Source organism: Bacillus sp. z14 (2026), from assembly GCF_058313575.1.
Genome location: NZ_JBZFQK010000003.1, coordinates 418,533 through 440,826, shown reverse-complemented (window position 1 = coordinate 440,826; position 22,294 = coordinate 418,533). Strand labels below are relative to the sequence as shown.

At 40.6% G+C, this 22,294-nt stretch carries 22 protein-coding genes; 16 read left to right on the top strand and 6 right to left on the bottom strand.

The window, feature by feature from the left end; translation table 11 throughout:
* Window positions 1-2 precede the first annotated feature (2 nt).
* The 12 genes from nuoN to fabZ all read left to right on the top strand — a co-directional run bounded on the left by nuoN (window position 3) and on the right by fabZ (window position 12,322).
* Entirely contained in the window at window positions 3-1,523 is a 1,521-nt protein-coding gene (gene nuoN / locus AC4G3O_RS13085) for an NADH-quinone oxidoreductase subunit NuoN (RefSeq protein WP_491136327.1), read from the top strand.
* A 307-nt stretch (window positions 1,524-1,830) separates the two neighbouring features.
* On the top strand, window positions 1,831-2,064 hold the full coding sequence (locus AC4G3O_RS13080) for a DUF1146 family protein (RefSeq protein WP_066103265.1): 234 nt from the start codon (window positions 1,831-1,833) through the stop codon (window positions 2,062-2,064).
* 87 nt (window positions 2,065-2,151) lie between these two features.
* Complete coding sequence (locus tag AC4G3O_RS13075; protein ID WP_066103262.1) at window positions 2,152-2,862, top strand: YwmB family TATA-box binding protein; 711 nt, start codon at window positions 2,152-2,154, stop codon at window positions 2,860-2,862.
* Between the two features lie 32 nt (window positions 2,863-2,894).
* Window positions 2,895-4,196, top strand: coding sequence for a UDP-N-acetylglucosamine 1-carboxyvinyltransferase (gene murA / locus AC4G3O_RS13070; protein WP_491136326.1), 1,302 nt, complete (start codon window positions 2,895-2,897; stop codon window positions 4,194-4,196).
* Between the two features lie 660 nt (window positions 4,197-4,856).
* Window positions 4,857-5,876 carry a stage II sporulation protein D gene (gene spoIID / locus AC4G3O_RS13065; protein WP_066103256.1) on the top strand — a complete coding sequence of 340 codons (1,020 nt, stop codon included), beginning with the start codon at window positions 4,857-4,859 and terminating at the stop codon, window positions 5,874-5,876.
* Between the two features lie 159 nt (window positions 5,877-6,035).
* Window positions 6,036-6,872: a stage II sporulation protein SpoIIQ gene (spoIIQ, locus tag AC4G3O_RS13060; protein ID WP_066103298.1), complete on the top strand. Its 837-nt coding sequence runs from the start codon at window positions 6,036-6,038 to the stop codon at window positions 6,870-6,872.
* Window positions 6,873-7,211: 339 nt separating this feature from the next.
* Window positions 7,212-7,478, top strand: coding sequence for a sporulation transcriptional regulator SpoIIID (gene spoIIID / locus AC4G3O_RS13055; protein ID WP_139892089.1), 267 nt, complete (start codon window positions 7,212-7,214; stop codon window positions 7,476-7,478).
* 189 nt (window positions 7,479-7,667) lie between these two features.
* Complete coding sequence (locus tag AC4G3O_RS13050) at window positions 7,668-8,669, top strand: rod shape-determining protein (RefSeq protein WP_066103249.1); 1,002 nt, start codon at window positions 7,668-7,670, stop codon at window positions 8,667-8,669.
* An 895-nt stretch (window positions 8,670-9,564) separates the two neighbouring features.
* Window positions 9,565-10,398: a flagellar hook-basal body protein gene (locus tag AC4G3O_RS13045; protein WP_491136325.1), complete on the top strand. Its 834-nt coding sequence runs from the start codon at window positions 9,565-9,567 to the stop codon at window positions 10,396-10,398.
* Window positions 10,399-10,435: 37 nt separating this feature from the next.
* The gene (locus AC4G3O_RS13040) at window positions 10,436-11,281 is read left to right on the top strand and encodes a flagellar hook-basal body protein (RefSeq protein WP_490558514.1); all 846 of its coding nucleotides are present in this window, start codon (window positions 10,436-10,438) and stop codon (window positions 11,279-11,281) included.
* A gap of 12 nt (window positions 11,282-11,293) precedes the next feature.
* Window positions 11,294-11,581, top strand: coding sequence for a DNA-directed RNA polymerase subunit beta (locus tag AC4G3O_RS13035; RefSeq protein ID WP_066105709.1), 288 nt, complete (start codon window positions 11,294-11,296; stop codon window positions 11,579-11,581).
* A gap of 306 nt (window positions 11,582-11,887) precedes the next feature.
* A complete protein-coding gene (fabZ, locus tag AC4G3O_RS13030; protein WP_066105716.1) occupies window positions 11,888-12,322 on the top strand; it encodes a 3-hydroxyacyl-ACP dehydratase FabZ in 435 nt (144 codons plus the stop codon).
* Between the two features lie 122 nt (window positions 12,323-12,444).
* Here the strand turns inward: fabZ and AC4G3O_RS13025 are convergent, their stop codons facing one another.
* Window positions 12,445-13,497, bottom strand: coding sequence for an SDR family oxidoreductase (locus tag AC4G3O_RS13025; protein WP_491136324.1), 1,053 nt, complete (start codon window positions 13,495-13,497; stop codon window positions 12,445-12,447).
* 375 nt (window positions 13,498-13,872) lie between these two features.
* On the opposite strand from AC4G3O_RS13025, the gene AC4G3O_RS13020 reads away from it, so the two are divergent.
* The gene (locus AC4G3O_RS13020) at window positions 13,873-14,271 is read left to right on the top strand and encodes a hypothetical protein (protein WP_491136323.1); all 399 of its coding nucleotides are present in this window, start codon (window positions 13,873-13,875) and stop codon (window positions 14,269-14,271) included.
* Window positions 14,272-14,305: 34 nt separating this feature from the next.
* Here the strand turns inward: AC4G3O_RS13020 and AC4G3O_RS13015 are convergent, their stop codons facing one another.
* Entirely contained in the window at window positions 14,306-14,719 is a 414-nt protein-coding gene (locus AC4G3O_RS13015) for a YwpF family protein (protein WP_066105723.1), read from the bottom strand.
* Window positions 14,720-14,978: 259 nt separating this feature from the next.
* On the opposite strand from AC4G3O_RS13015, the gene AC4G3O_RS13010 reads away from it, so the two are divergent.
* The 3 genes from AC4G3O_RS13010 (at window position 14,979) to AC4G3O_RS13000 (ending at window position 16,190) form a co-directional block, all read left to right on the top strand.
* A complete protein-coding gene (locus tag AC4G3O_RS13010; protein ID WP_066105726.1) occupies window positions 14,979-15,353 on the top strand; it encodes a single-stranded DNA-binding protein in 375 nt (124 codons plus the stop codon).
* Window positions 15,350-15,538 (top strand): hypothetical protein, encoded by a 189-nt coding sequence (locus AC4G3O_RS13005; protein WP_066105730.1) that lies wholly within the window; start codon window positions 15,350-15,352, stop codon window positions 15,536-15,538. Before AC4G3O_RS13010 ends, AC4G3O_RS13005 begins: the two co-directional genes overlap by 4 nt.
* A 208-nt stretch (window positions 15,539-15,746) precedes the next feature.
* On the top strand, window positions 15,747-16,190 hold the full coding sequence (locus tag AC4G3O_RS13000; RefSeq protein WP_066105733.1) for a CBS domain-containing protein: 444 nt from the start codon (window positions 15,747-15,749) through the stop codon (window positions 16,188-16,190).
* A gap of 37 nt (window positions 16,191-16,227) precedes the next feature.
* On the opposite strand, the gene AC4G3O_RS12995 is transcribed toward AC4G3O_RS13000, so the two are convergent.
* The 4 genes from AC4G3O_RS12995 to AC4G3O_RS12980 form a co-directional block, all read right to left on the bottom strand.
* Window positions 16,228-16,833 (bottom strand): DUF3920 family protein, encoded by a 606-nt coding sequence (locus AC4G3O_RS12995; protein ID WP_066105738.1) that lies wholly within the window; start codon window positions 16,831-16,833, stop codon window positions 16,228-16,230.
* A gap of 249 nt (window positions 16,834-17,082) precedes the next feature.
* Window positions 17,083-17,682: a hypothetical protein gene (locus AC4G3O_RS12990; protein ID WP_491090141.1), complete on the bottom strand. Its 600-nt coding sequence runs from the start codon at window positions 17,680-17,682 to the stop codon at window positions 17,083-17,085.
* A 128-nt stretch (window positions 17,683-17,810) separates the two neighbouring features.
* A complete protein-coding gene (locus tag AC4G3O_RS12985; protein WP_139892098.1) occupies window positions 17,811-20,627 on the bottom strand; it encodes a DEAD/DEAH box helicase in 2,817 nt (938 codons plus the stop codon).
* Window positions 20,614-22,230 carry a hypothetical protein gene (locus tag AC4G3O_RS12980; protein ID WP_491136322.1) on the bottom strand — a complete coding sequence of 539 codons (1,617 nt, stop codon included), beginning with the start codon at window positions 22,228-22,230 and terminating at the stop codon, window positions 20,614-20,616. Before AC4G3O_RS12980 ends, AC4G3O_RS12985 begins: the two co-directional genes overlap by 14 nt.
* Window positions 22,231-22,294: the final 64 nt, after the last annotated feature.

Genomic DNA, 22,294 nt, shown 5'->3' with positions numbered 1-22,294 from the left:
ATATGGATATGGAAACATTACTGTCGATGAACTGGAATTTAATGATACCTGAATTTATAATCCTTGGTGCAGCGATCATCCTCTCTATATTGGATTTATGCATGCCTAAACAATTTGGAAGAAAGGTACTTGGCTGGTTTGCTTTTGGTAGTATCGGGCTTGCCATCATTTCTTTAATTGGCTTATTCCCATTGGAGGCTGGCTCGATTTTGTATGATACATTCCGATTGGACGCCTTTGCCAAAGCATTTAAGCTTATACTTTTGATTGGATTAGCCTTTGTCATGGTGCTGGCTGTGGTACATAAACCGAGAGCTGGGATGGAGCCGTATCAGGCAGAATTTTATTATTTACTTCTAACTGCTTTATTAGGTGCCATGATCATGACATCAAGCGGAGATTTGATTACATTGTTTGTGGGGCTAGAGCTTTTGTCCGTTTCATCCTATATTCTGGCTGGAATGCAGAAAAATAACCGAAAATCAGCTGAAGCTTCAATGAAATATGTGGTCAATGGGGGAATCTCGACAGCCATCATCCTGTTTGCACTGAGTTATATGTACGGCGTGAGCGGGACGACGAATATATTCGAAATTGGAACTATATTTGCCACCCAAGAAAACTCGCAGCTTCAATATATTGCTGGACTATCCTTCTTTATTTTCGTAATCGGGATATCCTTCAAGCTGGCAACCGTGCCTTTCCATATGTGGGCACCTGATGTATATGAAGGATCGCCGACGCCGGTGACTGCCTTCTTGAGTATTGTTTCAAAAGCAGCAGGCTTTGCGCTTTTACTTCGTATCGTTGTTACCGTGTTTTTAACAGCAACAATGGATGATATCGGATTCCTATCGATTTTTACGGCCAATCAAAACTATCTGGCTGTCCTGGCTAGTATAACGATGATTGCCGGAAATCTAATTGCATTAAGGCAAAAGAATCTGAAACGAATGCTTGCTTATTCAAGCATTGCCCATGCAGGATATTTGCTTGCTGCGGTTACAGCCTTTGGAGAATATACGATTGAATCGATTTGGTACTATTTTGCTGCATACATCCTAATGATGACCGGGGCCTTTGCCGTCATCCAATTCATAGCAGAAGATAGGAAGATTGGGGACGAGGATCAATATATGATGGCCGGCCTGTATAAAAAATCACCATTTTTGGCGGTTTCCATGTGTATTTTCATTCTCTCCATGGCAGGAATTCCTGGTACGGCAGGATTCATTGCAAAGCTGAATATTTTCATGAACCTTTTTGCGAAGGAACAAGGCCATTATATACTGGCAGCAATCATGCTGGTGACTACCGTAATTTCCTATCTCTATTACTTCAACATCATTGTCCATCTCTTTATGAGGACGGAAGAAGAAACAAAAGGTAAGATGAAAATATCAGTCATCCACTATGTAATCGGAATTTGTGCTGTGGGATCGATCCTGTTCGGATTATTCCCTCATTATTTGCTCGATTTCTTCCATCAGAACTTCACGGATATATATCAAATGTTAAAATAAATTTACATGACCAGGAGGGAAAATACCTCCTGGCTTTTTATTTGTTTTCTTTGTAAAGAAAACTTAATAATTACCATTAAATTGTGAAGAAGTGAATCTAGCTATTAACAGGTGTTATGTTGTAAAATAATATTATGCGTGCCTAAATATGTCTGTTTATTACATTATTTGATAGAATCCGTTTATTTCATACGATTTAGATTCTTTTTGTTAGAAAATGTCGATAATTTGTAGAAAAAGAGGAACGGTCCTTTTAAATATGGTACACTGAATTCGTATATCTTTAGTTTTGAAAGGAAAAAAGACCATGAATTCATTCGGAATGCAAGCTTTGCTCAGTATTGTGAGTCATTTGTTTTTTATAGCTGTTACATGGTGGGCATTACAAGCGCTGCACTTTGATAAGCTGCTGAGAGCAGGAAGAGTATTTCAGGCAAGAGTGCTGTATATATTGCTGACCATTACCATCGGTTCAGCAGTCAGCGGATTTTTTCTTGATTACTGGAGTTATGCTCAGCAATTAACGAATCTCTTTAATTAACCGATGCTGTCAGAAAGTGACGAACGGATTTCCGTATGCATATGATTCCCTAAGGTAAAACTAAGGCAATAGGGGAGAGTGGCATACATGAAAAAAGTGATTCTTTCAATAATTGTTGGTTTGATGATTTTATATGTGGGGAATAAAACGACAGAAGCATTGGCTAAAAGCGACTTGCTAATGATTGCTGAGGGTATAAAGCGTGTCGATCCAGCAGCAGAAATAACGGATTGGATTGTTTTGGCCCGAGCAAGTGTTGATAATCAATTTTCTGAAGTGGCGGCTGACATACAGACTGAATATACCAATTATGTTTGGAGCGAAGATTCCAGCAGCAACGGAAAAACATTGGTTGGTACATATCTGAATGAAAAGTTGAATATTACCTCGAAGATTAAAATCATGTCCAGTGATTCACAAAAAACAGTTCTAATTACGAGTATAGAAGGGACTGAGTGGACACGTGGACAAGTTGATTTTATCCAAAACTGGCTAAAAAATGGGACAAAGGTCATGTTTAAGGACCCCCCTCACTATTTCTCTTGTATCAAAGGGATAACCGGTGCTAATATGGATAAGGTTCTACTAAAAAACTGGATGAATGAATATGAAGCTAAGTCAATGGAAAGTGCAATAGAAAGTAATTTTATTTCTGTTGCTGCAAAAAGCAATCAATTTAAGAATATGATGACCAATGGAATGAACCTCCAACTGGCCTTTCGAGATATCAGAGAGGATCAAAAGAACAGTGGGACACAGTTTACCATTGGCACACCGATAATAGCATTTGAATACTAATATAGAGATATTGAACGCGGAGGGGAATAACTTTGGAAAAAATCATTGTCCGCGGCGGAAACAGGTTAGAAGGTACAGTTCGTGTAGAGGGTGCAAAAAACGCCGTTTTACCTGTATTAGCTGCAACATTATTAGCAAGTGAAGGAAAAAGCGTTCTTAAAGACGTTCCGGAGCTATCCGATGTATATACAATTAATGAAGTAATCCGAAATTTAAATACAGAAGTCACTTTTAGCAATAATACTGTAACAGTGGATGCCTCAAAGCCATTAGCAGAAGAAGCGCCGTTCGAATACGTTCGTAAAATGCGTGCTTCAGTCCTTGTAATGGGATCTTTATTGGCTAGAAACGGAAAAGCTCGCGTCGCTTTACCTGGCGGCTGTGCAATTGGTTCACGTCCAATTGATCAGCATCTAAAAGGGTTTGAAGCAATGGGCGCTAAAGTGAGAGTCGGCAACGGTTTTATCGAAGCTGAGGTTGATGGTCGTCTTAAAGGTGCAAAAATCTATTTGGATTTCCCAAGTGTAGGAGCTACTGAAAACATCATGATGGCTGCTGCATTGGCAGATGGTGTCACTGTATTAGATAACTGTGCAAAAGAACCTGAAATTGTGGACCTGGCTAACTATTTGAATAAAATGGGTGCAAAGGTTAAGGGTGCAGGAACAGCTACAATCCGTATTGAGGGTGTAGAAAAGCTATATGGTACTGAACATTACATTATTCCTGACCGTATTGAAGCTGGAACTTTCATGGTTGCTGCTGCAATTACAGGCGGAAATGTATTGGTGCAAGGTGCAGTAATGGAGCACTTATCCTCTCTTGTGGCTAAAATGGAAGAGATGGGTGTTACAATCAAAGAAGAGAAAGATGGCCTGCGTGTAATTGGGTCAGATAGCATGAAAGCAGTAGATATTAAAACAATGCCGCATCCAGGGTTCCCGACTGATATGCAATCTCAAATGATGGCATTGTTGTTACGTGCCAATGGAATAAGCATGATTACTGAAACGGTCTTCGAAAACCGCTTTATGCATGTAGAAGAATTCCGTCGCATGAACGCTGATATTAAAATTGATGGCCGTTCTGTTATAATTTCTGGAGAAGCAAACCTTCAGGGAGCTGAAGTAGCAGCTACAGATCTGCGCGCAGCAGCAGCCTTGATTTTATCCGGACTTGTTGCTGACGGTGTCACTCGGGTAACAGAGCTTAAGCACTTGGATCGTGGATATGTGAATTTCCATGGTAAACTTGCTGCGCTTGGTGCAGATATCGAGCGTATTAATGAATCCTCTGAGCAGGAAGAATCTACAGTTATTGCGGAAAACGCGTAAATTTTAGTGCGTTGAAAGCCAGACAGAAATGTCTGGCTTTTTCGTTTTCACGAAAAACGGTGGACAATTTATTGGTTACCTTTATATAAATATCAACGTATATAGAGTTACCCACAGGTGTATAAACAAATTAACAACAAGTTATTCACAATTGTAACAGGGTTATCAACAGCCTTATCCACATATATGGGTGTGAAAATAGCTCTCCAACATTTCAAACCTTTATTTTTCAAGTTTTTTTAAAGATTTTATTAAAAATATTGGTCGTTCACTAGTTATCCACAACTTTATACACAATTCCATCACTTCTGGGGGTAACTCACTAAATAATCTGAAATTTCAATAGACTATAATTGATAAAATAAAGGAAATGAGATTTTTAGTTTGAAAGACATAAGCGTATCGACCATAATAAAACTTATTTTAATTGTTTGCTTAGCGGTTTTAATCTTTAAGGTAGCTAAGATTTTATTTGATGTTTTATTGTTTGGAATCATTCTATATATTTTATTTAGTCTTTACAGAAACTATGAAAAGAAAAAGAAGAATCATTCCTAATAAATAGTTTGCCCCTCTTAACTATTTATAGACATATTCATATAAGAGAATTCATACATATGAAGTGTTGGACAGTTAACTGAATAGAGGGGAGACTACTATATGAAGCATTGGAAACCGATTATTTTTGCTATTAGTCTTGTTGCAGCCGTTACTATTATGATTCCCACACTCCTGGTCGCACCTTTTAATGATGATGAAGCAGAGGCTGAGCAGCACGTGTTAAGGGAACCGAAACAGCAGCCGGAGAAAAAGGCCGAGATACAAACAACCATCCAAGTGTACAGAAACACTCAAAAGACGGTGGAGGCTGTAGATTTGGAGGAATACGTAGCTGGTGTAGTTGCCGCTGAAATGCCTGCTAATTTCGAGTTAGAGGCATTAAAGGCACAAGCCCTGACAGCCAGAACGTTTATCGTAAAGGCACTTACAGCCACAACGAAGAAGGAAATTCCAAAGGGTGCCGATATAACGGATACTGTGAATGATCAGGTCTATTTAAATGATAAAGAGTTAAAAGCTGCCTGGGGAAATAAATATCAAACGAATATGCAAAAGATTAAAGAGGCCGTTTCCGCAACGAAAGGGCAGCTTTTAACCTATAAGGAAGAATTAATTACTCCATCTTTTTTCTCAACCAGCAATGGATACACCGAGAACTCAGAAGATTACTGGCCGAATGCACTTCCATACCTGCGCAGTGTGGCCAGTCCCTGGGATGAGAAATCCCCAAAATATTTAAGCGAAACAACGATATCGTTATCAGAGTTTGAACGTCTCCTAAATGTGAAGGTTGCGAGCAAAGAGGATGTTGGCAAGATAATTAGCCGAACAGAAGGAAATCGAATTGGAGAAATCGAGATAGGCGGTAAACGTCTCACTGGTAAAAAGGTAAGAGAGCAGCTTGGCCTTAAATCAAGTGATTTCTCCTGGTACAAAAAGGGCGACCAAGTTGTAATCACGACAAAGGGCTACGGTCATGGAGTAGGAATGAGTCAGTATGGAGCGAACGGAATGGCACAGTCAGGTAAATCCTATAAGGATATCATCTCCTACTATTATAAAGACGTAAAAATATCACAGGCAACAGCCTACCTGCCTACGTATACAGCGAAGAAGTGAACTGACCAGAGCCTTTGTATAGGCTCTTTTTTATTTTCTTCTTATAAATAAATTATTTCATGCATAATTTCAGCTTGTTTTACAAAAGATATAAATTTTTTCACCGCCCATGTATATATTTTCTGAAAAGTGTTCAGAATGATGACAGAGGTGATGAAAATGAGAGAGGAAGAAAATAAACGATCTTCTCAGTCAAAAGTAAAAAGTATAATGAAAAAGCGTTGGTTTTTGCCGGCAGTTTATATTTTTAGTGCAGCGGTCCTTTTGACAGGTATTTTAGTTTATCAAGCAAGCGATAATGAATTTACGCAAGATCCATCTGAGAACAAACAAAACATTACGTCTGAAAATAATGAGCCATCTATTGAAGTGAACAATTCGCTGGAAACCTTCACAATTCCAATGAGCGAGGCAGAGTCTGCTGTCATTAAAAAGGAATTTTATGATGTGGATGGAGATACAAAGCAACAGGAAGCATCCCTTGTTGTCTATAATAATACGTATCAGCCTAACACAGGAATCGACTATGCCATGAAGGATGGAAAAGGCTTTGATGTTACGGCTTCTATGAGCGGAAAAGTGAAAAGTGTGCAGGAAGATGCATTACTCGGTAACTTAGTTGTTGTTGAGCACGATAAAGGGATAGAAACTCATTATTCCTCCATTAAGGATATTAAAGTAAAAGAGGGAGACAACCTTAAACAAGGTGAAACCTTTGCCAAAGGCGGAACAAGTGCTATTAATGAAGAAGCTGGCACCCATGTCCATTTCGAAGTGAGAAAAGATAATGTTGCTGTCAACCCGTTAGAGTATCTTGATAAACCAATCAGTTCTTTGAAAGCTGAGAAAAAGGAAGCCGATACAAAGGCTAAAGATTCAGCTGATCAAGAAAAAGAAGAAACAACTGAAAATCAAGATGATGCAGGTAATGAAACATCTGAGGACTCAAATGAGAATCAAGAGTCCGATCCAAATCAAGAACCAGGTAACGAATAAAGAAAATGCCTTCAGGCTCTATTGTCTGGAGGCATTTTTTTCGACGTATTGCCTGTTATTTCTCGGGAAATAGTGCAGGAAAAAAAGTTGTCGAATAGGCTTAAATGGCACGAAAACCAAAGAAGTCTTGTCCTTATTGCATGTTTTGTGCATAAAAGTGGAACCAAGCTAATAAACTTTTACAAACCTGACACATAGAGAATGCAAGAGGTGAAGACTCGTTAAATCTATCAGGAATCCAAGACAATGAATTACTCATTCATAAAAATACATACTAAAGGCTGCAATACAGCGAATCAACATCTCGTACTTCTCAAAAAAATAGGGAGGGCGAGGGAATTGCACGATTACATCAAAGAAAGAACTATCAAGATTGGAAAGTATATCGTGGAAACGAGAAAAACAGTTCGCGTAATCGCGAAGGAGTTTGGTGTATCCAAAAGTACTGTCCATAAAGATCTAACTGAACGACTGCCAGATATAAATCCGGAATTGGCTAATGAGGTTAAGGAAATACTTGATTATCATAAATCAATCAGGCATTTAAGAGGCGGAGAAGCAACCAAGCAGAAGTATAAAAAAACAGAGGAAGAGCCGGTTCAGTAATTGAATAACAGGAGGAAGGGGCCGGAGGAAATCAACGGCCTTTTTAATTTGAGTCATATTCCCTACACTGTTCCTGAATATGGCAGATTTTTTGGTAATATAGTTCCTTTTGTTCTACAAAATATGATAAAATTTTTAATTAGTACAGTAGAAGGAATTGTAGAGTTCCTTGAGGAGGATAATTAGGTTATGTTTTCGAGAGATATTGGAATCGATTTAGGTACTGCAAATGTACTCATTTATGTAAAGGGTAAAGGAATTGTGCTGAATGAGCCATCTGTCGTAGCCTTGGATAAGAATACTAATCGTGTATTAGCTGTTGGAGAAGAAGCACGCCGTATGGTTGGCCGTACTCCAGGACATATTGTTGCCATTCGACCGCTTAAAGATGGAGTGATTGCTGACTTTGATGTAACGGAATCCATGTTAAAATACTTCATTAACAAATTGGACGTAAAAGGATTCTTATCAAAACCACGTATCTTGATTTGCTGTCCAACTAATATTACAAGCGTTGAACAAAAAGCGATTCGTGAAGCAGCAGAGAAAAGTGGCGGCAAAAAGATTTACCTTGAGGAAGAGCCAAAGGTAGCGGCAATCGGCGCAGGTATGGACATCTTCCAACCAAGCGGTAACATGGTCATCGATATCGGCGGAGGCACAACTGATATTGCCGTATTATCAATGGGCGATATCGTTACATCAGCATCCATAAAAATGGCTGGTGACAAATTTGATGCCGAGATTCTAAATTACATCAAACGTACATACAAGCTTTTAATCGGAGAGCGTACAGCTGAAGATATAAAAGTGAAAGTTGCGACCGTTTTTAAAGGTTCCCGTAATGAAACTATTGATATTCGCGGACGTGATATGGTGACGGGACTACCAAAAACCATCACAGTTGGTTCAGAAGAAATCGAAGAAGCATTACGTGAGTCCATTCATGTCATTGTTCATGCAGCAAAATCTGTGTTGGAGCAAACACCTCCAGAACTATCCGCTGATATTATTGATCGCGGAGTAATTCTAACAGGCGGCGGAGCCCTGCTTCACGGCATGGACATGTTATTGGCTGAAGAACTAAAGGTACCTGTATTAATCGCAGAAAATCCAATGGATTGCGTAGCAATAGGAACAGGTATGATGCTTGATAATATTGATCGAATCACTCGCCGTAAATTAGTATAATCACCAGGCAATATAAAACCAGTTCAGTTGATGAACTGGTTTTTTTGTATGGGTAAGGGATGTCCTCTTGTGGAGGGCAATGCCGTGCGTGGGAATGATTCATCTATGCTGCGACCTGTGCCTGTGTAAAGGTGGGTGAAAGGCCGGTCAAAGGTAGGTGAAAGGCAGAGGAAAGCAGCTACAGTCCGCCTATGCCCTGGCTATGAGGCACCTATACCCGGGTATAGGCCGGTCAAAGGTAGGTGAAAGGCAGAGGAAAGCAGGTATGGTCCACCTATGCCCTGGCTATGAGGCACCTATACCCGGGTATAGGCCGGTCAAAGGTAGGTGAAAGGCAGAGTAAAGCAGGTATGGTCCACCTATGCCCTGGCTATGAGGCACCTATACCCGGGTAAAGGCCGGTCAAAGGTAGGTGAAAGGTAGAGTAAAGCAGCTACAGTCCGCCTATGCCCTGGCTATGAGGCACCTATACCCGGGTATAGGCCGGTCAAAGGTAGGTGAAAGGCAGAGTAAAGCAGGTATGGTCCACCTATGCCCTGGCTATGAGGCACCTATGCCCTGGCTATGAGGCACCTATGCCCTGGCTATGAGGCACCTATACCCGGGTAAAGGTCGGTCAAAGGTAGGTGAAGGGTAGAGGAAAGCAGCTATGGTCCGCCTATGCCCCGGCTATGGAGCACCTATACCCGACCTATGCAACACCTCTACAACATCTCTCCTCCCACACAAAAAGAAAAGTCGACAAAAAAAGACTCCAGTTAACACTACAAAGTCCACATATACTCCCCCTATGTCGAGAGAAATCGGTTTTTAGGAAAAAAGTCCGTATCTTATAAAATTATTCCCTATATAATGGTAATATGGGTGTTTGTTAGGCCTATTTGGGGGTGGAGAAATGTTTAAAGGATTCTATACAGCGGCATCCGGTATGCTAGCTCAGCAACGCAAAACGGAGGTGCTTGCAAATAATTTAGCGAATGCCAATACGGTCGGATATAAAGAGGATCAAGCGAGTGTACGCTCATTTCCAGAAATGCTGCTTAGCAGTTATGAAAAAGTGAATCTTCCCGTAGAGGAATCAGTATCCATCAATCATTCAAAATATGTGGGTGCATTGAACACGGGTGTTTATGTACAAGAGACTATCCCATCTTTTTCACAGGGTGATGTTAAAACAACCGACAATACTACGGACATGGCTATTGTAGATCAAGCTATGCCTATTGATCCTGAAACGAATCAATCGGGTACGGCCCTGTTTACAGTTGAGACTCCTGATGGCTTGAGATATACACGAAACGGGAATTTTACATTAGATGGCTCAGGCTATTTAACAACTGCTAACGGTTATTATGTCTTAGATGAAAATAGGGAACGTATCCTTTTAAACTCCGAAAATTTTGCGATTAGTTCTCAGGGTGAGATATCTGAGGGAACATTGAATAGAGGACGAATTGGAATAAGCTTTAGCGCTACTCCAACGGCACAGCTCATCAAGGAAGGCGATGGATTATACCGGATCAATGAAGGAGAGCTGCCTTCTGCCTATACATTAAATAATGTTCAATTTGCTGTTCAACAAGGTTCAATTGAACAGTCTAATGTGGATTCATCTAAAACAATGACTGATATGATGGCTGCCTATCGTACATTTGAAGCCAATCAAAAGATTGTACAAGCCTATGATCAAAGCATGCAAAAAACCGTCAATGAAATAGGTAAGCTGTAAACGATAAAGAGCTGAATGAAGAGGAGGGTAAATAAGGATGAATCGAATGATGATAACCTCATCAAATACAATGGGGCAGCTGCAAAAGAAGCTGGAAACAGTTTCGAATAATATCTCAAATACTTCGACGACCGGTTTTAAAAGAAAAGAAACCTATTTCTCAGACATGCTCGCTCAGGAATTCAATAATCAGGAGCGAACTGAGAAGGAAAAAGGCCGATTGACGCCAAATGGTATTCGAGTGGGTGTTGGCGCAAAAATGAGTCAGTCTCAGCTTAATTTGGCACAGGGTAATCTGCAAAAAACGGAACGTGACTTGGATGTCGCCCTTACTAATGAGAATTTATTTTTTGCCATTCGCACGGCAGATGGCACTAGCAGTGAGCTTGGTTACACAAGGGATGGGGCTTTTTATCTTAGTCCAGCTTCTGATGGATCTAATCAAGTGCAATTGGTAACATCAAATGGCAGTGCAGTATTGGATGAAAATAATCAGGAAATTAGGATAAATGGTAACCCTAGTGACATAACATTTACAGATAAAGGCCAGCTAAATGTCACTACTGAAAATGGGACTCAATCATTTAATCTGGGGATTATCTCCGTCAAGAAGCCACAATTTATGGAAATGATAAATAATAATACTTTCACTCTTCCGAAAAATATGGCACAATTGGATGTATCAGAAAACGACATATATACCCAACTAACCGGTGCTTTTAGAGAAGAAATTTCTATGGTTCAAGGAAACTTGGAGCAATCTAATGTCGATATTAGTACTGAGATGACAGAAATGATGCAAACTCAGAGGTTATATCAATTTCAATCACGAACGGTTAGTATGGCCGATCAAATGATGGGGTTGGTCAACGGTATTCGTTAAAGGAGTAAAAGAATGCAAGCGTTGGTTAATAATAAAAGTGAGCAGACTGAGTCTGAACCAAACAGTCGAATAGATAGAAAAAAACTGGGTAATGATCAAAAAATCAAAATCCGGTTAGTGCCACTTTGGGCTCGTATTATAATTGTCCTTGTGTTGACGATGATGGCCCTTGTTGGTGGAGCCATGGTTGGCTATTCCGTTATGGGTGATGGAAAAGCAATGGATGTATTTAAGAAATCTACATGGACTCATATCGTTGATCTGGTCAATAAGGACACGACGGAGAATAAAGACAAATAATACGGGCAGGAAGGCAAGATATAGCCCTTCCTGTTTTTTATTGGATGGGAGAAGTTTGATGAAAAGTGGTCTTACCACTTTTGCTCTCATTACACTTGCTGCTGGCCTGCAGGACGTGGCGCATTTAGTCTTCGTTCCTTGATTAAGGCCCTTCAGCTTTATAGTGTAATCCAGCTTCGACGGCTAGAAGCTCAGGACATAAGCATGACCTCTGCAGGAGGAAGAACACCTCCTTCCGATGTCCTGTCTTATGCTCCTCGCTTCTGAGCAAGCCGTCTCAGCTTTATAAATAAAGGGGGAAATTATATGTTAGATGTTCAGCAAATTAAGGAGATTATTCCGCATCGGTATCCGTTTTTGTTGGTTGATCAGATTTTGGAGGTTGATGAGGGGAAGCGGGCAGTTGGTGTTAAGAATGTGACGGCGAATGAGGAGTTTTTTAATGGTCATTTTCCGGATTATCCGGTTATGCCGGGGGTGCTGATTGTGGAGGCGCTGGCTCAGGTGGGAGCGGTGGCTGTTCTGATTAAAGAGGAAAATAAGGGCAGGCTTGCTTTTTTTGCCGGTATCGATAAATGCCGCTTTAAGAGACAGGTGCGTCCTGGTGATCAACTGCGTTTGGAAGTAGAATTGACGAGAGTACGCGGTCCGATTGGAAAAGGAATTGGCAGGGCAACTGTGAATGGTGAGCTGGCTTGTGAAGCTGAAATAACATTTGCTTTAGGCGATCAGAAATCCTGAAATCCTTAATACTCACGTAAAAAATAAAAAAGCAGAAGGGCCAAAATGTACTGGCCTTAAAAGTTAGACAGCAAACAACTTTTAAGGGGCAGTTCACATAAATAGCCTTTCTGCTTTTTCGCCTACTTATTTTGCATGAAGGTAGCCAATAGGCAAGCACCGATCCCGGCTGCCAGTACGGAAGTTAGGACTGGGTGTTTGGATGCTTTTACATAATAGCTTGTTTCGCGGATCCAGCCTTTATTGGTGCCGCGTTCATGCAATCCATATCCAGCTTTATACAAGGCGCTTTCCTCCGGTGGGTTGGAGGGACGGTCATCATGCTGTGTATGATACATAGTCTTTTCCATAAATTTATCAGTAAGCCTTGGGGCAAACCGGCCAAGCATAGCCAGGAGTTTAGCCTGAGATCCAACATACATATCGCGTTTTGGATGCTCTGCGGCAAAAAGGATGGCCTCGGCTACTGTTTCAGGTGCATAAATCATCCCTATATGGGTCGGCTGCTTTTCCAGATAACTACGAGCGTGCTCATTGTAAGGTGTGTCAATTCTTCCGGGATGAATGAGTGTCACAGAAATCGGCGCATTTTCCTTCTCGAGCTCCATCCGCAGGTTCTCCGTCCAGCCGTGTAAAGCAAATTTTGCGGAAGAATAGGTTGACTGAACAACAGTTCCCCTATCGCCGAAGAAGCTGCCGATATTAATAATGGCACCTGGGCCACCACGTGTTTTATAATGCTCGACCGCGATTCTGGATCCGTATACGACACCCCAAAAAACAGTATCAAACATGCGGCGCATATCTTTTATGCTGACTTCGGTTGTTTTTCCATAAATCGAAACACCCGCATTGTTCACCCATGTATCAAAGCCGCCAAAATTCAAGATGGCTGTTTCAGCAATTTTAAGGACATCCTCTTCAACACCAACATCTGCATCAACCCAGACTGCTTCATGCCCCTTGCTTTTCAATTCGTAGACTAATTCCTGAAGGGCATCTTTATTCCGGGCTGCCACAACAACCTTGGCTCCATTTTCAGCTGCCATACGTGCCGTAACAAGCCCAATCCCACTAGAAGCACCAGTAATAACAATTACCTGGTCTTTCAGCTCCTTTAAATGGAGTCTCTCCATAGATTGATCTTTCATCTGTTCGACTTTTTTTATATCCATAAAGTATTCCTCACTTATGATGTATGCCTTTTACCTTGAGGCCTTTATGCAAAATGCTTTTTAGGAACTCCGGCTGTATTAGTATGAACCATCCATACAATAAAAATTAGGGTAAGCATCAGCTGAAATAAGGAGCGAACACATTTACGGTGAAGGGAATTTTCACAAATACGTTTAGAATTTACCTGTTTGTGTTATTAAAGGAATATAGGCTAGTGTAAAAGCACTGGCACGTGGATAACCATATCACTTCTCCCTATTTGAAGGCCCAAATGTTTGGGCCTGCTTTTTTTTGCTCCATCATAATCTGCCCTCTTCTGGGTAATCTAAAAACAGACCTGATCAGGTCATAAAAGTTTGAAAGGAGCATGCCGAATGCAGAAGTTTTATAAAGCGATTATGGGGGTTGCGTTGGCATCTGTGTTAATGGTGGGGTGTAATAATAACGATGACAATAACCCGCCTCCAGAAGGTAACAACAACCATGAGCAAAATAACGGTACGAACGATAATAATGGGATAGATACGAACGAAAGTACAAAAGATAATAATGGTACAAATGGTAACAACGGAACGAATGGTAACAATGGTATCAATCGTAACAATGATAATAATGGTATGAATGATATCAATGATAATGGTTCCGATCTAGATAGTGGCAATTTAGATACAGATGTAAGAGAAGGTGGGGATAGAATCAGGAACGATGCAGATCGAGGCGCAGACGATATCCTTGATAACAACAATAACAATGGTAAAGATAAAAATAAGTAACAAGTTTAAGCTGGCGAGGTAATCTCGCCAGCTGTTATTTATTACTACCAAGGCCTTCTTTAAAGGCGTTTTTTAAATCCTCACCATTATATCCTTCATCTACTAGTGTATCCAATAGGAATTCAACGGCTTCTCTTCTGCGATTGCGAATCTTTGCCCGAAACAGGATGCTGGCGAATTGATCCATCTTGCGGACATCAGCGATAGTTGCATCGAAGTAGGCAGGGATATTATCCTTCTTTGTGATGATACAGCTAACGGTAAGCTTGTCAGTATCAGCAGTGATTTCCTTGAAAAGATTGAAATGTTCATAATCAACGACTGCCTCAATAAGCCAAGTGTTAGCCTCATTTTCTTTATTAATAATTAATCCGTCTAGGATATGTAATTCGGTTGGATGCTGATTGTCTGGAAGTAACTGCAAGGAAACTAACTTAAAGGTTTTCATCAACTTACCTCCAATTTTAAATTATTATATGTTCATTATAGCATGGTAAAAAAAAGAAAAAATATTTATATTGTTTGTCGAAGAGTTTGTTAAATAATTCACAGATTATAAATATTGATTACAAACACCATATTTATATATTCAAAAAGGAAATTTGAGTGAAAATCTCCCTCTAAAGTCCCAAATCGCCTCTTTTACTTTTAACCATAACTCTTTTATGATACCTCTGTAAGCTATATAAAAGAGAGGTGAAGGTAGTATGTTAAATCAGGTTGCGCTTGTTGGAAGGTTGACGAAGGATCCTGATCTGCGTTATACACCGGAGGGAAAAGCTGTATCAAACATTACTTTGGCCGTTACGAGAAATTTTAAGAATGCTGATGGCGAGTATGGGACGGACTTTGTAAACTGTACACTTTGGAATCGGGCAGCTGAAAATACCGCATCCTATTGTCAAAAAGGTTCTGTAGTCAGTATCGTTGGAAGAATTCATACACGTAATTATGAAAATCCAGAAGGAAAGCGTACGTATGTAACAGAAGTTATAGTGGAAAGTGTTAACTTTTTAGATCGAAAACGGGTGAATAACCTTCATGAAGGCAGTCTGGAAACGAACGCAGTGCCTATTTTATGAACGAGCGGGAAGTAGTCGCTGATTTAATCCGAATCGTTGGCAGTGTAAATAGCCGTGTATCCAAAAGTGAGTCAGATTTGAGAAAAATCGAACAGACTCTGCAAATCCTCATAAAAGAATTGTCTAACATGAAGGAGCTTCAATATCAATTATGTGAACAAACGTATCAACTCCACGAACATTAATCCCTCACAAACATAATCTGCATACAAAATGCCTCCAATACACTTATAAAAGTTATACCCCCTCTTGATAGCCGCCAATGCGCGGCTTTTTTCAGTTTTGGGATAATTATTTTGCTAAAAGGTAAATTTCTATTAGAAATAGAATTGAAATTATTGGTAAGATAACGGTAGATACATATTTTCTTATTACAGCCAGGAGGGATTTAAGGTGAAAGCAAAGGATTTCATGATCAAGGATGTAATTAGTTTAAATGAAGAGGCAAGTATTAAAACATTGCTGGAAGTTTTAATGAAACATAAAATCGGAGGACTTCCTCTGGTCGATCCAAACAATAAACTGTTGGGGATCGTAACAGATGGGGATGTCCTGAGATATATGAACCCAAAAGCCTTCATTTCCTCTTATGTCACTTATATAGAAGAGTTGGATGAAACCTTAAAATCAAAAAGTGAATCGCCGGTTAAAGCTATTATGAAGAAAAAAGTAGTCTTTGTTCGAGAAGAGGATGAGCTTGAAGATGTACTCAAGCTGCTGGCAACACACCATTTCAAAAAGATACCTGTAGTCAATGAAAATCGTGAGGTTGTAGGTGTAATTAGCCGTGGGGATATGATTCGTAAATTAGGCGAGTTACTACTTGAAAAATTGTAAGAGAAAGGAGGCTCATTTCTGAGTCTCCTATTTATTTCTATTGGCGTACTATTGTTACGTAAAAACGTCCCCAGCAGCTTTGCCATAAGAAATCGATACTTAAAATAGTGTTGATAGAGTTGCGATGCTTCTCAATCATCCTTTGGGCAAACATGTTAGCATCCCGTTCAACCCATTGTGATTGATAGCCATTTCTGCCTGTGTTGACATAGGGCGTATTATACTGCCTCTTCATATAGACACGCTGGTAGGCATGGCGAATTTCATGAAAGAGATCCTGTAGTAAAAACAGCTGCATAAGCCCGCGCTCGTATTTTTTGTTTTTTACCTTATGGTTAAAGGGAAATAATGCAATCTTACCAAGCTTATGGTATCCGCCCAATGTGCCATTTAAAGAATCCTCATAACACCAATCATCAATAAATTCCTTTCCATAATCGGTTCGGTCTGCAATGACTTGATCTGGATGATCGTATATGGAAATGGTCATTCCTAAGTATTTATAATCGTCATAAAGTAATTTGAGTATTTGTTTAAGCTGGAAATCGGATAGGATATTTGAATGATTACGTAAAACTGTTTTCGCTAATCTGGAGGGGCGATTTAAGGTACTTTCAAGAGAGATGTTTTCTTCTACGATCATTAATGTAAGCAACTCCTGTTAATTAATCTGGCTGTTTTAATTGGGCATATAACATGATATGCCAGGACCGTGACTATACATTCGCAACAAATTACTACATAAATCGATATAGAAAATGTGGAAAAAGAAGGAATAATGTAGAAAAGTATACAACGAAGAACAAATTTCGTCAAATAAGTGGTTTGGCTTTATTTAAAAGAGGGTAAGTAAATAAATTGCTTAAAAAAGGAAAGAGGAGAGCCCCTTTCCTTACTTATACAAATTGCTATCTTGATTGATATATAGAGTCGTTTCATAGTACATATCATCTCTATATTGATTGGATAACTCATCTTTAATAGACTTATAGGTGAGATATGGAGCGGTATCTGCCTGTACGTGTTTAATCTTTACTTGAGTCGAAATCTCCTGTTTCTTGCCATTCTTTCCGATAGTTAAAAATTTCACGTGTACGGTAGGTGATCCCTTTTTTAGATGCATTGAAGGAATTGCCTTGTCACTATCTGTATTCGTTGCCTCTACCTGTTCAATGGCCAGCCTCTCCTCAGGCTGTGAATCCAAGTAAGCAAGTAAATATTCTTGTTTCCATTTTTCCTCATCTAGTGAATAATCATATTCAGAGATATTCGTATATAAGTGAAACGCAATGAAGCCAACTGCGGCCAAGGAAATCACTCTTATACCAACCGCAACACTGGATAAAGATCTCCGATCACGTATGACATGATAGAAAATAGCTATTCCAATGATTGTCCAACAGATCACCGCAATATACGTGAGCGGTGCATCAGCTAACTCTTGTGTCTTCTCAAAAGTTTGTACAACCTCTTTAAAACTCAGTTTCCTCACCTCTGTTTCCATTTCCTTTTACTAATAACTGTAAATTATTTTATTTGTTTAATCAATTTTTATTATTCCGACTCTAATAGATACAAAAAAGCCATCCCCTATTTTTTAAGAAGGGGATGGCCAAAAAGTTATCTTTCAAGCACCAGCAAATCCTTTAATTCATCTGAGGATAGCTCGGTAATCCAATTGTCACTTTGGACGATTTCATCGTTAAGCGATTGTTTTTTCTCCAGCATAACGTCAATTTTCTCCTCAAGTGTACCGGAGGAAACCATCTTATGGACATGTACAAAGCGCGTTTGTCCAATACGGTAGGCACGGTCGGTCGCCTGATTTTCAACAGCTGGATTCCACCAGCGGTCATAGTGAATGACATGGTTGGCAGCCGTCAGGTTAAGCCCTGTACCGCCCGCTTTCAGGGAAAGTAGAAGAATCGGATACTTGCCATCCTGAAAATCGGCCACCATGGTATCCCGTTGTTTTTTATTGGCGCTGCCGTTCAGGAATGGAACGACATGACCATAGCGGCGCTCAGCGATTTGCTTAATCATATTACCCATTTCAATGTATTGTGTAAAAATAAGCACACTTTCATCCTGTTCATAAATGATATCGAGCAATTCAATTAGCTTTTCCATTTTCCCGGATCGATGAAGAATATGCTTTGGTGCCTCTTCCTTTAGATAAAGGGCAGGATGATTACAGATTTGCTTCAGCTTGGTTAGCATCTGCAAAATAAGCCCTTTCCGTTCGAAACCGCTTAGTTTTTCAACTTGATCAAGCGTATCTTTAACAAGCTGTTCGTATAAAGCGGCTTGCTCGGTTGTTAGGCTGATAAACTCCTTTTGCTCCAATTTATCCGGCAGATTGAGAGCAACCTCTTCATCCTTTTTCGTCCTTCTTAAAAGGAAAGGCTGAATTAGCCTTTGCAGGGTGGCAATTTTATTCTTATCACCATTGCGTTCAATCGGTCCGGCAAAGTTTTTATCAAATTGCGTTAGTGAGCCAAGATAGCCCTTATTAATAAAATCAAAAATGGACCAAAGCTCACTCAGTCTATTTTCCATTGGAGTACCGGTTAAGGCGATATGATGAATGCCTTCAAGCTTACGGGCAGAACGGGATTGCTTCGTATGGGAATTCTTGATATTCTGCGCTTCGTCGAGCACAACAGCATTCCATTGCATGGATAAAAAGTCTTCCTCATCCTGATGAAGCAACCCAAAGGTTGTCAGAATCACATCGGCATTGCCAAACCCATCCCTAAACTGTTCACCCTTCATACGACTTGGACCATAGTGAAGATGGACGTTCATGGATGGAGCGAACTTTTCAAACTCCTTCTGCCAGTTTCCGAGCACAGAAGTCGGACAGACAATCAAGGATGGAGATTTTGCTGGACCATTCTTCGCCTCCACCGCTAACAGATAGCTGATGAGCTGAATCGTTTTCCCTAGACCCATATCATCGGCCAGACAGGCACCGAATCCATATTCACGTAAGAACATCAGCCAGCTCATTCCCTGTTGCTGATACGGCCGCAATTCGCCCTGGAAGGCATCGGGTACCTGGACAGTCGGGATATCCTGAAGTGAGTTGATGCGAGTCATAAAGCGTCTCAGGTCACTATTCAGCTCAAATTGAATTCGTGCGTAATCCCCTTCATTCTCATCCTCAAGCTCCTCATCCTGTGCGAACTCCTGCTGAAGTAGATCATTGATACGCAATCCTCGCTCATCTGCTTCCTTCTTCAATTCCTGCATGCGCCTCATTAAGGCAGGATCCAGTTTCACCCAGCGTCCTCTAATATAGACAAGCTTCCGTTTTTCCTCAACAAGCTTGTTAAATTCCTCCTCGGAAACCTCAGCGCCATTGACGGAGAAACGCCAATTATAATCGAGCAAGGCATTCATACCCACAAATGATTTTCGGCGACTTGGTGAATTTTTCACTTTAGCCTTCATGGCGATTTTCGCATCCTTAATTGCCTGCCACCATGATGGCAATAGAATTTCTACGCCAAGCATATGCAGGACCTCGGATGCATCCGTCAAGAAATCCCAGGCCTGATCCTCAGTGACAATATCATCAATCCAAGGGAAAATATCCTTCCAGCGAGCGATTTCCTTCTCAGCCATCTCTATATGCTTTTTCCAGGCAAAAGGAATCCTATGACGATCATCCCAAACGAAAAATTGCTCCTCATTTCGCTTGCCGCGCATAAACGGTTCTAGCTTCCATTGGTCAACCTCATCACCCGCTGCAAAATCAGGCTCGCTCAGGCGCATTCCCATAGAAAAAGGCAATTCATCTTCTTTGGCACCGGTCCAAATTTCCCAACGGTCTCCGTCAAAGAAGCGGCTGAGTACCTTGGTGGAGATATTTTTTTCAGCAAACAAATCAAGCAAATCACCTACGCGATGATTGCCGGGACGGTCTTTAATCGCTTCATTTAACCATTCCTCCGCAAAACGCCGAACCGTAATGGTTTGGATTCCGTCATGCTCGTGTCTGGCCATTTCCTGTTCCCAAAAGGAGTCCTGAAAGTCTTCGAGAATTTCCTGTGGGAGCGGGAAGGTAATGCCGTCTTGATTCCGATCGTTAAAATCAGGCATAACCGTTCCGTTTTCAACGGTTTCATATAAGGATTGGGCCAAAGCTAAACTAATGGATGCCCAATTGGACCAGGACCAATTAATAAAGCTATTGAAAGGCTCTTCTGCCAGCACCTTCATCCATTTATGGGCGCTCATGAGGACACCGCTTTTACCATCCAGTGTTTGGATATCCAATTTGGTCCCAAAGAAACTATCCGCGTCCCAAAGAAAGAAGCTTGTTGCCCACAATTCGGCAGGAACGGGCTCACCCTCGTCCGTTCCATAAATAAAGACACGTCCGCCTTCAAGTAATTCAATTTGAATATGAAGAGTTTCAATCAGCTGCATCAATTAACCTTCCTTTCTTAAGTTCTTCCTGAAAAGCGCGTAATCGCTTATTATCATCGCTGATATATTCAATATAAGATTCCCAAACGTTTACGCGCTTAAGTTTTTTATAAATAGTTCTCAGCTTTTTTAAATAACGGACCGCTTCCCGGTAGGATGAACGATTTTTAGCCGCAATCAAATTAACTACCTGCAGATGCAGAATAGGAAGGAGGACTTCAGGCTGTTCCTTTTGAATTTCCTTCGTTTGATTGGACCATTCATAAAGGACATCAACACGCTCAGCAACCTGGAGCTCGACCCATTTTTTATACTCCTTCTTCTCATACAAATAGTGTGAATATGGAATAAGGGAGTAAGGAATGGTTTCCCTTAGAATACGTTCGAGCAAGTCGAATCGTTTGGCGGCTGAGCAAAAAGGACGAATAATTTGCAGGGCATTATATAAAAATCGAGTTCTCTTATACTCCTGAGTCTGATAATCATGCAAATAAGCTTTAATATTTTTTGAGAAGAATTCAACAAAGGGAACCATTCGTGCATGTTCCTTTGCATTATGCAGTTCCTCTAACACAAAGGTAAGGAAGAAGCAGGATATCGGACCAAGCTTATTTAAACATTCTAACGCCTGCTCATCCTTGCCATCGACCATATATATGTGAATCATCATCCAAAAGACCAACTCAATTTGCAAGGAGTCGGCGAGAGCCGGGAGCTGGTTTGACAAACGATCTATTTCAGCCCCGCGTTCTTCTTTTGTTGTAATGATATTTGTCCAAATCGTTCGATAGATATCCCAGCGATAATAGCCGCTTCCCATTTCACCGGTTGGCAAATTCTTTGTTTCATCAATCCAGGAATGGATAAACTCCTCTGAATCAAATGGACGGATAGAGGATTCAAACCGATGAACTTCATCCTTAAAGGCAAGGAACAGTTCGTGAATCATAGATTCCAGCAGTTCCTCCTGAAAGTGATCCTTCGTACTACTCTGCAGATCAAATAAATGTACCAAGCCCATATAATAGGCAATGCTGCGGTATAAAGGCACCCATTGCTGATTGGAGGGCTCGCTGCGCTGGATTGCACGCTGAAAATTAGAAGCAGAGCGGTTTATCCCGGCCATAAAGTAAGGAGGGATGGCTAACTCTTCCCGTGCGGAACGGATGAAAAATTCCTTCCAGGCACTGTATGTATGCTCCGGTTTAGAAGGCTTGCTTTTTTCTTTATATACGGGGCCATTTTTTAGTGATTCCTTTAAACGGAACATGGGGTCCTCTTTATTCTTCCAATGATCCACCCATTCCGTAACGCTGGCTTCCTTACTGTAGGCAGCAAAGAATACAGCCAGCTGATGCCGGCATAAATCAATCGCTGGACAGGAACAAGAGCTATTGCTTGGAAAACTTAAATCCAAAGTGACGTTCACCTTTGTCACGTCCTGTACGACACCTTGAATAAGATCAGATTCGATCGATAGCTTTACCACTGTCCCTTGACGATAAAGAACAAGACCCTTCGAAACTAAATTGACATCATTAGTTGATTTAGGAGAGAGAATATCCGAAATTCGCTCCCCGTAGAATTTAAGTGCATCGTGCATATATCATTCTCCTTACGAGACAGTTTAACCAAGTTTAATCTTAATTGTAACAAAACTGATCAAA